The 12,405-nt window shown below is 40.7% G+C and carries 11 protein-coding genes; 4 read left to right on the forward strand and 7 right to left on the reverse strand.

Going from position 1 to position 12,405, the window contains the following annotated elements:
• Positions 1–6: 6 nt before the first annotated feature.
• Positions 7–1,926 (forward strand): hypothetical protein, encoded by a 1,920-nt coding sequence (locus EMK97_RS03170; RefSeq protein ID WP_130599374.1) that lies wholly within the window; start codon positions 7–9, stop codon positions 1,924–1,926.
• A 49-nt stretch (positions 1,927–1,975) separates the two neighbouring features.
• Here the strand turns inward: EMK97_RS03170 and hda are convergent, their stop codons facing one another.
• Both hda and EMK97_RS03180 read right to left on the reverse strand, forming a co-directional pair.
• Complete coding sequence (gene hda / locus EMK97_RS03175) at positions 1,976–2,728, reverse strand: DnaA regulatory inactivator Hda (RefSeq protein ID WP_130599376.1); 753 nt, start codon at positions 2,726–2,728, stop codon at positions 1,976–1,978.
• Positions 2,728–3,870 carry a DUF2066 domain-containing protein gene (locus tag EMK97_RS03180; RefSeq protein ID WP_130599378.1) on the reverse strand — a complete coding sequence of 381 codons (1,143 nt, stop codon included), beginning with the start codon at positions 3,868–3,870 and terminating at the stop codon, positions 2,728–2,730. The genes hda and EMK97_RS03180 overlap by 1 nt, the downstream gene beginning before the upstream one ends.
• A gap of 224 nt (positions 3,871–4,094) precedes the next feature.
• Between EMK97_RS03180 and purM the strand changes: the two genes are divergently transcribed.
• From purM to EMK97_RS03195, 3 genes are all read left to right on the forward strand, one after another.
• A complete protein-coding gene (gene purM, locus EMK97_RS03185; RefSeq protein ID WP_130599380.1) occupies positions 4,095–5,135 on the forward strand; it encodes a phosphoribosylformylglycinamidine cyclo-ligase in 1,041 nt (346 codons plus the stop codon).
• Between the two features lie 87 nt (positions 5,136–5,222).
• Positions 5,223–5,888 (forward strand): phosphoribosylglycinamide formyltransferase, encoded by a 666-nt coding sequence (gene purN, locus EMK97_RS03190; RefSeq protein ID WP_130599382.1) that lies wholly within the window; start codon positions 5,223–5,225, stop codon positions 5,886–5,888.
• A gap of 176 nt (positions 5,889–6,064) precedes the next feature.
• Positions 6,065–6,817 (forward strand): DUF3108 domain-containing protein, encoded by a 753-nt coding sequence (locus EMK97_RS03195; RefSeq protein ID WP_130599384.1) that lies wholly within the window; start codon positions 6,065–6,067, stop codon positions 6,815–6,817.
• Positions 6,818–6,880: 63 nt separating this feature from the next.
• Here the strand turns inward: EMK97_RS03195 and EMK97_RS03200 are convergent, their stop codons facing one another.
• From EMK97_RS03200 to EMK97_RS03220, 5 genes are all read right to left on the reverse strand, one after another.
• Positions 6,881–7,384, reverse strand: coding sequence for a PaaI family thioesterase (locus tag EMK97_RS03200; RefSeq protein ID WP_130599386.1), 504 nt, complete (start codon positions 7,382–7,384; stop codon positions 6,881–6,883).
• Positions 7,385–7,430: 46 nt separating this feature from the next.
• Complete coding sequence (locus EMK97_RS03205; RefSeq protein WP_130599388.1) at positions 7,431–8,678, reverse strand: phenylacetate--CoA ligase family protein; 1,248 nt, start codon at positions 8,676–8,678, stop codon at positions 7,431–7,433.
• A gap of 36 nt (positions 8,679–8,714) precedes the next feature.
• Entirely contained in the window at positions 8,715–9,536 is an 822-nt protein-coding gene (locus tag EMK97_RS03210; protein ID WP_130599390.1) for an ABC transporter ATP-binding protein, read from the reverse strand.
• An 87-nt stretch (positions 9,537–9,623) separates the two neighbouring features.
• Complete coding sequence (locus EMK97_RS03215; protein WP_130599392.1) at positions 9,624–10,883, reverse strand: ABC transporter substrate-binding protein; 1,260 nt, start codon at positions 10,881–10,883, stop codon at positions 9,624–9,626.
• Positions 10,884–11,302: 419 nt separating this feature from the next.
• Entirely contained in the window at positions 11,303–12,376 is a 1,074-nt protein-coding gene (locus EMK97_RS03220) for a branched-chain amino acid ABC transporter permease (protein ID WP_130599394.1), read from the reverse strand.
• Positions 12,377–12,405 lie beyond the last annotated feature (29 nt).

A 12,405-nucleotide genomic window follows, 5' to 3' on the forward strand; every position in this document is an offset into this window, starting at 1 on the left:
TTTATTATGCGACTCACCCTCTCTACTCTAACCATAGCAATGTGCTTAGCATTAAGTGCATGCGGTGGTGGCTCAGACTCCAGCAATGAAGATTTAGGCCAATTGCCAGGCACTAATAGTGGCTCAATTGTTCAAGTAGAAGACACGTTAAATATCAACCAAGGCGTTGAATTAGCGTTATATTATCCAAATGATACCTTAAGTAATATTCACTGGCAGCAAACAGCTGGTCAGCCAATAAACTTAGTAGCCCAAAACACTAAAGTACTCGCTTTCACACCTGAAACTGCTGGTGACTATAGCTTTAGCGTGAGCTTTTCTGTGAACGGCGGCGCATTACAAACGCTTGAGCAAGACATCACAGTAAATGAGCAAGATAACGGTATTACCGCACGTTTAGGCCATGCAGTCCTCTCAGAAAACAAGGTCTCTTTAAGAGCTAGCCTAAACAATATCACCCCTATTGGTAACACAACTTGGCAGCAACTTTCCGGACCAAAAATAGACTTTTCTGATCATAGTGATGATTGGTCTGTGGTTTATTTTGACGCACCTAAGGTGTCAACAGATACATTAATTACCTTTGAGGTCAGCAGCACAGATACAAACAACACTTATACTGACTCTGTCACCATACTTGTTGAAAAAGCTGATGCAATCAGTAGTAGCGCTCTATTTGACGAGCGTGTTGCCCGTGTTTCTCCTTACAATAACAATAGCCCTTATGCTAATGATATAGTGCACTGCGTTTATGCAAATACCTTGATTGACCCTTGCACATTAAACACCTTGCCTTTAATTGCTGAAGAAACTAAAGGCAGCTCAGAAAGCCCAAGCGTTGAAGATATTATGAATCGCGTAGTTGTCTCACACCAGTGGATGGGCGATCGCTTTAAGCATTTTATTGAAAACTATGATGAGCACAATGACTTTAAAAATCTACTTAGAGCCACCACAGCTATTGTTATTTCCTATGACGTAAGACCTTCCTTTTATTGGGCAGCAACCGGGGCAATTTATTTAGATGCAGAAAATTTTTGGCTAAACCCACAAGAGCGTGACACCATCAACGAAGCGCCTGATTACCGCTCTGATTTTGGCAAAGACTTAAACTTTGTTATGCCATGGCGTTATGTAAAAGATAACGATTACGCTAGCCGCTCATTTAGCCGCAATATTCGCACAACAAGAACCGAAGAAGATGGCTTATATCGCTTAACCAGCTTAATGTATCATGAGCTTGCTCATGCTAATGACTTTTTCCCAAGTACCCAGTGGTATAGTCACTCAGGTAGTACTAGCATTTATAACGCTGCCGTTGGCAGTGACACCGAATCAGACAAATTAACCGATGCCTACCCTCTTAATAGTAATGAGATGAATAGCTTAGCCAAGGTAAGTTTTCGTGGTGAAACAGCAACATCAACACAAGTAAACTATCAACCGAGTGACGTTGAAGGCTTCTTTAGTACAGATAGCGCTAATGATTATTACAACTACTCAAGTACCCGAGAAGATTATGCAATGTTATTTGAAGAATTAATGATGAAATCTCGTTATGGTGTCGTTCGTGATGTTGCCATCACCAACAAGCCAAGTGGTGATAATGTCACCGCACTTGATTACATTGTTACTTGGGGTCAACGCGGCCGCATTGGTGAAGAAGACATAAAGCCTCGGGTAAATTTTGCTGCCAAACGCATTTTACCTGAATTTGACAGTGATAGCGCCATTGCAACCTTAGCTGCGCCAATCCCTATGATCTCAGGTGACAACTGGCTTGATAATTTAAACATTAGCCCGAGCAACGCCAATATAAATAACGCTAGTCCGCAATTTAGCGCCTTTATTAAAGCACCAATTACCGTGCCCGACATGAGAAGTGACGTAACACGTTACTATCATAAGGCACTACCGAAGAAATAGCTGAAAAGCCTGTGCTAAATATCACTAGCCTCTGGCTAGCATACGAAAGCTAATTGATATTTAGCACTTGTTTTATAAAAGGAATGGTTATTCTTCTTTGCGCTCGAATAGACGCTTTATCTAGCGTATCGAGCGCCTTTAATAGACTCGACATATCCCGACTAGCACGATTAAGTAAAAATCGCACCGCTTCATCCGATAATAATAAACCACGTTGCCCTGCTCGATATTGCAACGCAAGTACCTTTTCATCATCACACAAAGGCTTTATTTGCTCGGTATAACCCCAAGAAAGTCGCGACACTAAATCAGGTAAAGTAATACCAAGTTGATGAGCCGTTTCATCGCCGGTAATAATCAGATAGTTGTTTTGCTCTAGCACCCGATTAAATAAATCAAAAATAGCCTGTTGCCACTTTTCATCGCCTGCAATAAGGCCGATATCATCTAGGCAAATTAAATCCATTTGCTCTAAACCATCCAGTACTTCAACGGGCAAATGTTTTAACTCCGCACAAGATAAGCACACTGATGACTTACCTAACTGAGCGGCAAAGTTACTACTTGCATGGAGCAAATGTGATTTACCAACCCCAGCTAACCCGAACAAGAAAAAGCTATGGGGTAATTCACCAAAAAGCGCTAATGACTCTTCTTCGGTGTTATCCACCAGTTGTAGTTGATCTTGCCTGACAAAATCTTGTAATTGACCTGTAACAACACTATTGGCTTCACTCCTAAAGCTATCAAAAGTTTCATCATCAGGTAATTGCACTGATAACCCTAACTGAGATGCCTGCATTATTGTTGACCCCAATAAAATACAGGAATCGCGTCTACATCCACTTCTGCTAGTGGGTCAATATACTGCTTAAGCTGTTTATTTAACTGCAATGATGCCATAAACGCCGCCTTTGAACCTAAAAGCTGCAATCTAAACTGCATCGATGTACCTTGTGCTGAGGTTAAGGTTACGGCATTCACCGCAGATAACTCCGATAAAAACGTAAATATTTCTTTATAACTTTTAAGGGAGTCAACATTAGCAACTTCCAGTACAAACTCATTACTATTCGTTGCTGATAAAGCATAGTGCTTATAAATTAATTCGGTAATATCCGCCAAGCCCTGATTTACTAAAGCAGCTTTGTTACTGCCTTGGTATTGAGAAGTAAAGCGCTGCGACTGGGCAAATAAAGTCCAATCTAGATGATAACGCTGCTCGGTTTGCTGTTCTACACACAATAAACCACAGTTACTGTTATCATCTTCTCTAGTGCTATCAGCATCCTCTGCTAAAGTATCATCTTGGGCTAATAAACTTGAATTTGATAAACGCATCACCACGATCGCTTCAGCAAAATAGCGCATTGAGGCAGTACGAATAGGCTGTTCAAAACGCCCCCAAACATCACTTAAACTGACTTGTGTGGCATCAGTTAAATCCATTAACGGCATCACTAAGGGTAAGCCCCTTAATGATGAAAAATCATTAACTACCTCAGGCAGTGACGACGAGCTTGAGTTAGCCATAATTTCTCGAGTTAATCCCTGCTCATCAATAAGCCACAATAACACCTGTGGTCTTAAGCGCCCCCAAAGTGGTAGTTGCGCTTGTTGAAACAAGGCATTAACCTTATCTTCATTAAAACTTGCTAATAAATACAGCTGTTGCTGCTTGGTGTGATAACGATACTTAGTAATATAATTGTTGTAGTTGCTTACCGCTGTTTTCAATACCTCATTATCAAGTACGCTTTGCTCACCGCCCACCTTTAACATTACCGCCTGTAACGCTTTTTCGCTTGCTTCGCGGCGTAATTTACTTGATTGCGAGTCAACCGGAACGCTGGCTTGATATAAGTCATTTACTTCAACCGCTGCCACTTGAATACAAACAGCAGAATAAGCGACAAAACAAAGAGCAATGAGATATTTGTGCATAGAAGATAAAAAATAGTAAAACGCTAATAATTTTGTGAAAAAGATATTATCACAATGTTAGCCATTTGACCGCCCTCTTTTATAATCACTAAGATAAAAATCTTTGCCAAAGCCAGAATCTAAATAACTTATTAAAGATAGCCACGAGTCTTTCTTGAGTATGCGTGGTAGCACTGATAGAATACGCCCCTTTAAATACTGTCGGTAATTTCTGAGGTTTCCCCGTGAGCGAACAAAAACAGTCGTTGAGCTATAAAGATGCTGGTGTTGATATTGATGCTGGTAACGCCCTAGTAGAAAACATTAAAGGTGCGGTAAAACGTACTACCCGTCCTGAAGTAATGGGTGGTTTAGGTGGTTTTGGCTCAGTATGCCAATTACCGACAGGTTACAAAGAGCCTGTATTAGTAGCGGGTACTGACGGTGTTGGTACTAAATTACGTCTTGCTATCGATTTAGCTAAACACGATACCGTAGGTATCGATTTAGTTGCTATGTGTGTAAACGATCTTATCGTTCAAGGTGCAGAGCCATTATTTTTCTTAGATTACTATGCAACCGCTAAATTAGATGTCGACGTTGCTTCATCTGTTGTTGAAGGTATTGCTGAAGGTTGTATTCAATCTGGTTGTGCCTTAGTAGGTGGTGAAACTGCTGAAATGCCAGGCATGTATCATCAAGGCGACTATGATATTGCAGGTTTTTGTGTTGGTGTCGCAGAAAAGTCACGTTTACTTGACGGCAGCAGCGTAGCAGAAGGTGACCAACTTATCGCATTAGGCGCTTCAGGTCCTCATTCAAATGGCTTCTCACTTATTCGTAAAGTATTGGAAGTAAACAATACCGATACAAGCGAACTGCTTGATGGTAAAGCGATTAGCGATCACTTATTAGAGCCAACTAAAATTTATGTTAAATCAGTATTAGCTTTATTAAAAGACGTTGATGTACACGCGTTATCGCACATTACTGGTGGCGGTTTCTGGGAAAACATTCCACGTGTATTACCTGAATCAGCGCAAGCGGTAATTAAAGGTGATAGCTGGCAATGGCCTAGCATTTTCAACTGGTTACAAGAAAAAGGTAACATTACCGAGCATGAAATGTACCGTACCTTTAACTGTGGTGTTGGTATGATCATCGCAGTACCTGCAGATAAAGTTGAACAAAGTATTGAAATTTTAACTGCACACGGTGAAAAAGCATGGCACATTGGTGAAATCGCCAATAAAGCAGATGATGCCGAACAAGTAGTCTTTGCTTAATTAAGCAACTACTTTACGTTTTACGTTAATAAAAAATAAAAAGGGCTTTTAATAGCCCTTTTTCATATTTCGACACTAGGAATAAACATGTCTAGCCGAATCGTAGTATTAATTTCAGGCAGTGGTAGTAACTTACAAGCCATTATTGATGCCAGTAATCAAGATGATTATCAAGGCAAGGTTGTCGGGGTTTTATCGAATAAAGCCGACGCCTATGGTCTAACGCGTGCACAAAACGCAGGTATTGACACAGTCACCTTATCCCATAAAGATTTCGATAGTCGCGAACAGTATGACTTAGCCTTGATTGAAAAAATTGACGCCTTTAAGCCCGATGTTATTGTACTTGCTGGCTTTATGCGTATTTTAACCGCTGAGTTTGTTCAGCACTTTCAGGGTAAATTACTTAATATCCACCCTTCTCTTTTACCTAAATATCAAGGTTTGAATACTCATCAACGCGCCTTAGATGCTGGCGATAAAGAGCACGGTGTTAGCGTTCATTTTGTCACAGAAGAGCTCGATGGTGGTCCGGTAATATTACAAGCTAAAGTACCTGTTTTTGACGGTGATAGCAGTGATGATTTAGCAGAGCGCGTGCATGAGCAAGAGCATAGAATCTACCCTCTTGTGGTTAAATGGTTTTGCGATAAGCGTTTAACCATGGCAAGCGCCAATATAGCAGGCAAGCAAGTTGAGCAAGCAATACTTGATGGCAATGTATTACCTAGCTCAGGTTACGCAAACGACTAAAAACTTGTAATATTTTTCAAGTTTTCAGCAAAAATCTTCACGCCTTAGAGCCTAGCATTTGCGGGTAAAAAACATTAGTATTTAGAGATATTCAGCCATGTTGTCTCTAAATACTATTGAACTCCTGTATTTATACAGCGTCAAACATAAAAATAATTACAAATAAAGGATAATACATGCTAGCTTTACCTGCACGACTGTCAGCTTTTTTACTGTGTTTTCCACTTTCATTATCTGCCCAAGCCTCTACATCAGAGCCGAGTAAACAAAGTACCTCGCCTGTTATACCAGCCTTTACGGCAAACTATACCTTATTACATAAAGGTGATCCGGTAGGCAATGCCGTAAGAGAGCTAAAGTACCAAGAAAATAATAAGGCAAGCTATCACTATCATACCGATATAAAGTGGCTAATTTTTTCGGATAGACGCAGCGAAACCTCAGAGTTAATTGTTAATAATTATCTAGTAACACCGCTACATTATCGCTATGACAGAGAAGGTACAGGTCGAGATAAAAGCTATGAATGGCGCTACGACTTTGCCAATAAAACCGCGAACAACTTAAAAAAAGACAAGCAGGTAAGCTTAGATATTGTTGACGGCTTACAAGATAAATTAAGCTATCACCTCCAACATAGATTAACCCTGATTAATAACCCTGAGCAAAAACGCTTTAGTTATCCAGTTATTAGCACATCAGGCTCAATTAAAGACTATGTTTACCAATATGATGGTGAAGAAGAATTAATGCTACCTTATGGCTTAGTGAAAACAATCCGCCTAAAGCGTGAAGTCACTGAGAAAAAACGAGTCACCTACGCATGGTTTGCGCCTAAGTTAAATTACTTGTTGGTAAAACTCTATCAAGTCAAAGCTGGTGCAGAACAATTTGAAGCACAATTAGCCAGTGTTGAATCAAAAAACTAAGCTAAACGCACTATAATTTATTTCACTAAGCTCAAGCTCACTAACTTTAGGTTAGCTAAGTCTTTAACTGCCTGACATAGTTTCAGGCATCAAGACTGCAATTACCTCACCTTCAGCACATTGAGTATCATTAGCAAAAATCGTCACTTTTACCACGACCTTCTTTGGCTTTACTTCAATAAAACTGCCCGTTATAGCTAATTCTACGCCAATGGGGGTAGGTGCTAAATAATTTACCTTAAGTGCCGCCGTGACAAAGCGCAATGCAGGTGTACTCGTCATAACGCGCCTAGCTTGACGAGTCGCTATTGCCGAGGCACTGGCTGTGCCATGACAATCAATTAGTGAGGCAAGTAAGCCACCATAAACAAAGCCTGGCAATGCCGTGTGATATTGCGCTGGGGTAAATTTGGCACAGGTTGTAGCACTTAAATCACTTACCTCAGCATCTTGGCTATCATTGGCCCAATAGCTTTTCAGTTGATGACCGTGTTCATTATTTTTTCCGCAACCATAACAATGACTAAGATCATCAGGGTAAGCATCTTGAAAAGCAGTTTGTCTCATAGTGATTTACCTTAATTTTTTATGTGATGTTCTTAGTGTTTAGAGTTTAGTTATTACGTATGTCTTCAATCACTTTACCATCATTTGCTAAGCTGCCGATATTATAAAGTTTCACTTGACCATTTAACTTGGTAACCTGCTGTAAATAGTCGGTAATCTTGCTAGACAAATCCGTTTGTTGCTCATCATTAAGCGCGCTTAAATCTAACTCACAATGTAACGACATCACATCATTGTGATTGCTTTGGCTAACTATCAAGCGCATTTTTTCCACTAGCGTGAATGCTGTTCTTATTTTTTCAATTTGCTCTGGATGCACAAACATGCCTTTAACTTTGGTGCTTTGATCAGCTCTACCTAGCCAACCTTTAAGACGCTGGTTTGTTCTACCACAAGGACTTGGCTCTAGTAACAAAGCAGATAAATCGCCGGTAGCAAAGCGAATCAAGGGATAATCTACATTAAAACTTGTCACAACCACCTCACCAACTTCACCTGCTTTTACCGGCTGCGAGCTACCTGGCCTAACTATTTCCACTATAATTTCTTCTGCAATAACAAATCCTTGTGAAGCTAGTGTCTCGTAAGCAATCAGGCCGATATCAGCGCTTGCATAAGCTTGTAAAGCACTAATACCTTGCGCTAAAAACTCTTCACGCAATGACTCAGGTAATGCTTCCCCTGTTAGCAAAGCTTTTCGAATACTGCTACAATCTTGTTGAGTTGCTTTTGCTTTATCTAGTAAGATTTTTAAAAATGACGGGGTACCACAATAACCTTGTGGTTGTATTTGTGCTATCACCTCTAATTGTTGCTGCGTTTGCCCGGGACCTGCAGGTATAACAGTACAGCCACATGCCCGTGCGCCAGAATCAAGTATAAAGCCACCTGGCGTTAAATGATAAGACAAACAATTTTGTACTATATCGCCCGGCTCAAAGCCTGCAGCCTGAAAAGCTTGCCCCATACGCCACCAATCATCAATACAGTGCTCTGGCTCATTGATGGGCCCAGGTGATTGAAAAAGTCGGCTTAGCTTGCCTTTTGCTGCATCAAGCCCAGCCAAGGGTGGTTGTTTTGCTTGCAGGTCTTTTAACGCTGACTTTCGTGTAATAGGCAATAAGGCCAATTGCTCCCTAGTATTAACATCAGCGCAGTCAATTGCAGCAAGTAGCTCGCGATAATAGCTAGATTCCTGCTTTGCATACTGTAAAAAGGCCGGCAAACGCGCTAATAATTGCTGCTCACGCATCTCAGGGTCTTGATACGCCTGCTCGATAAAACCATTATTCATAGTGTGATTCTCAAAAATAAGTTTTCATTCAATACGTTATAACCAACGCTTTCTGCGTTTATAGGATTTAAGGTTCTTAAAGCTTTTACGCTCTTCATTACCGCCACCTAAATAGAATTCTTTTACATCTTCATTGCTTAGTAGTTGCTCTTGCGTACCATCTAAGACGATTTTGCCAGACTCCATAATGTAGCCATAATTAGCCGCTTTTAATGCGTAGTTAGCATTTTGTTCAACCAATAGCATGGTTATACCCTGCTCTTTATTGATTTTTTCAATAATGCCAAATACTTCTTTCACCAATAAGGGAGATAAGCCCATTGACGGCTCATCAAGACAAATCATTTTAGGTCTTGCCATTAAGGCTCTGCCAATAGCAAGCATTTGTTGCTCGCCCCCCGATAAATAACCCGCTAAGCCAGTACGTTCTTTTAATCGAGGAAAATAGTGAAAAACCATGTCAATATCTTGGTTAATTTGTGCGTCATTTCGGGTATATGCGCCCAGTTTTAAATTCTCAATTGAGGTCATGTCCTCGACTATGCGCCTACCTTCCATCACTTGAAAAATACCGCTTCGCACGACATCTTCAGCATTTTTCTTATCTATTCGCTCCCCCATAAATGAGATATCACCTCGGGTAACTTCGCCATCTTCTGTTTTCAACAGCCCTGATATGGCTTTTAACGTGGTCGATTTACCAGCGCCATTTGGCCCTAGCAAGGTCACCACATCACCTTCAGGAACGTCTAAAGAAACACCCCGAAGGACTTGGATAACTTCATCATAAACAACTTCAATATTATTAACTGATAACAATGGGCTTGCTGTTTGGATCTTCATTGCCGCTTGTGACATATTTACTCCATTATTTGCTTTTAACTATTGTGCTTAGTGACTCAATGTAAGGCGATTGAGGCTGGCAATAACCAGCCTCTGTTTTTCTTAATAGCCTAACCAGTCATCACGACGCTCTAAGGTCACTTGTGAAACCTGCTCAATTTGCACATCACCACCGTTATAGTTACCTTGATAAATATTCACCTGATTAATGCCTCGGTGATCTTCATGATCCCAGTTAGCTGCTAAACAAACACCTTCAAGCCCTTTAGGTACCCAGTTTTTCTTCACATACATACCTTTTTTCACATTCTCACCAGTAATGCCGCCATTATCTTTTGCCCACTCCATCGCTTCTTTCATAAAGTAAGTGGAGCAGACACCACGCATATAGTGATGTAATCTTGCTTGCTCTCCTGTGCTATCAGACATTTTTGAAATTTCTCGCACTAGCTTCATGCCAGGGACATCATCAGTCCAAAAGGGTGTCATGGTTGGAAAGATATAATTTTTGATACCTTCACCCGCGGCTTCAAATACCTTTTGATCGCCGCCCCAAATATTTGACATAAATTGAATATCGGTACCTACGGTGTTACACGACTTCACCAAAGATAAAACCGAACCACCTAAATTACCTATGTAGCCATAATTAGAGCCTGAGCTTTTTATACTTAAGCATTGCGCTTTAAAGTCACCTGGCTTCATTGAAATTACCACAGGTGGCATCACCTCAAAGCCAAGCTCCTTGGCATATTCAGCACAAGCTGCTTTTGGCGCATTAGGGAATGGATGATTTGCGCCAATATGAGTAAACTTAGGCTTGCCTTTATTACCTTTATCTTGCCAATCTTTGGCTGCCCACTGTACTAAACCACGACAAGCATCAGAGTATGAAGCACCATAGAAAAAGTTATACGGCGCTGGCTTTTTAGTATGGGGATTTTTACCGGTAGGATCGGTTAAATGACCTGAATAAGATGCTGAAAATACGGGGGTTTTATCTCTAGCAACAAATGATATTAAGGCTTCTGTATCTGCGGTTCCCCAACCTTGCATGACCACCATCTTTTTACGAGACTTCCACTTTTTATAAGCGGCAATCGCTTGCGGAACCTTGTAGGCATAATCTATGGTTTCAAACTCCAATTTAATGCCATCAATACCACCATTGGCATTAATGTAAGCTAAAGAGTCTCGTACACCATCAGCGTACACTTTACCGACAAATGCCGTTGGCCCAGACATATCCGCTAAGTGACCAACAAAAACACTCTCCTTAGCAGTTGCGCCAGCACTTAAGGTTAATACGCTGCTTGTTGCAATCGTGGTGAGTAATAATTTTGATTTATTCGCTATTTTCATTATTCGTCTTCCTTCAAGTAAATGTTTGGCTTTATTGGTAGTAACCTACCCATGCCAATTGCTTTTTTTATCGTTACCTATACCAAGTGAAATAATTATTTGACCAATTCAGAGCTATGTCAGGGGGGTGAGAATAAAGCAAATTTATGCCGCTGTAGTCATTCTCCAGCAAAGATATTTGTGAAATTATCATCTTCCTGACAAGCTCCCAAGGGCGAGTTTAAAAGGCTTATATGCTGTGTTATTGCTTTTGACAAGGGGATGACCATTCTCTGCAACCAATGCCTTGCCTATAAGCCTTTTAACTCTCGCTGAATGATTAAATAGTTAATTCAATTGGTATTGCTTTACTAAATTTGCTGATACTGCCGACTTCCCCATTGCGTTATCAGCCAACGATTCCCCCTTTGCCATAACAACTAATAGGCAAATGGATAGAATTTCCAATAGTTTTTAATTTGATTCCAACGATGCGCTAACCCCTCAGGCTCAAAGATTAAAAAGCCAATAATCACCAGTCCAATCGCCATCTCTTTGATATAGGCCAGACCATCAACAACCATAGGAATATTGCCCCAGTCTGTCATTTTCATTAAGCCAACACCGCCTTCGAGTGCTTCAGGTAAAAACACCATAAAGATAACCCCCATTAAAGTGCCTTTAATTGAGCCTAAACCGCCAATAATAATCATTGCCAAGAACTGAACAGACATAAAAATAGTGAAGCCTTCAGCTGACACATAACCTAAGTAATGCGCATATAAAGCGCCGCCAATACCGGCATAAAATGAAGAGACACCAAAAGAGAGCAAACGGTATTTATTTAACTTAACCCCCATGATTTCTGCTGAAAGATAATGATCACGCACGGCAACAAATGCCCGACCATCGCGGCTACGCATTAAATTGCACCCCCAAATGTACATAAACACTAAGGCAAATAAGGCGACGTAATAAAAACTTTGGTCGGTATCAAAAACAAAACCAAATAGGTTTAATGGCTCAGCCATAGAACCTGCAGAGCCTCCAGAAAACCACTCTGCTCTGGCAAAAAAGTCTTCAATAATAAATTGTGCCGCTAATGTCGCTATGGCTAAATACAAGCCCTTAATTCTGGCTGCCGGCATACCAAACATCATGCCGACCCCCATAGTTAAGAAACCTGCAAGCGGTATACAAAGAAATACCGGGATACTAAAGCTGGTATTTAACCAAGCAGAAGCAAACGCGCCAAAACCAAAGAAGGCGCCATGACCTAGTGATATCTGCCCGGTATATCCGACAAGAATATTTAAACCCAGCGCGGCGATGCCTAAATAAGAAATTTGTATTAATAGCGTAATAAAATAGCTATCAACTAATAAAGGGGCGAAACATAGTGCCGCTATGGTCAATAGCGTAACTAAACGAATAGTTTTGGTTTCAAAAATAGTGTTATCTTGCTTATAGCTGGTACGAAAGTCTCCGCACGGACGCATAGTTAAACTCGACATAATTAACTCCTCGTTATTCTTTTTCTGCT

It is taken from the genome of Litorilituus sediminis, assembly GCF_004295665.1.
GTDB classification, from domain to species: domain Bacteria; phylum Pseudomonadota; class Gammaproteobacteria; order Enterobacterales; family Alteromonadaceae; genus Colwellia; species Colwellia sediminis.

Excerpts from the sequence above, each read along its gene's own strand:
- EMK97_RS03220 (WP_130599394.1), bottom strand. The coding sequence starts at position 12,376 with ATGTCGAGTTTAACTATGCGTCCGTGCGGAGACTTTCGTACCAGCTAT.
- hda (WP_130599376.1), bottom strand. The coding sequence starts at position 2,728 with ATGCAGGCATCTCAGTTAGGGTTATCAGTGCAATTACCTGATGATGAA.
- EMK97_RS03180 (WP_130599378.1), bottom strand. The coding sequence starts at position 3,870 with ATGCACAAATATCTCATTGCTCTTTGTTTTGTCGCTTATTCTGCTGTT.
- EMK97_RS03205 (WP_130599388.1), bottom strand. The coding sequence starts at position 8,678 with ATGAATAATGGTTTTATCGAGCAGGCGTATCAAGACCCTGAGATGCGT.
- EMK97_RS03195 (WP_130599384.1), top strand. The coding sequence starts at position 6,065 with ATGCTAGCTTTACCTGCACGACTGTCAGCTTTTTTACTGTGTTTTCCA.
- EMK97_RS03200 (WP_130599386.1), bottom strand. The coding sequence starts at position 7,384 with ATGAGACAAACTGCTTTTCAAGATGCTTACCCTGATGATCTTAGTCAT.
- EMK97_RS03210 (WP_130599390.1), bottom strand. The coding sequence starts at position 9,536 with ATGTCACAAGCGGCAATGAAGATCCAAACAGCAAGCCCATTGTTATCA.
- EMK97_RS03215 (WP_130599392.1), bottom strand. The coding sequence starts at position 10,883 with ATGAAAATAGCGAATAAATCAAAATTATTACTCACCACGATTGCAACA.
- EMK97_RS03170 (WP_130599374.1), top strand. The coding sequence starts at position 7 with ATGCGACTCACCCTCTCTACTCTAACCATAGCAATGTGCTTAGCATTA.
- purN (WP_130599382.1), top strand. The coding sequence starts at position 5,223 with ATGTCTAGCCGAATCGTAGTATTAATTTCAGGCAGTGGTAGTAACTTA.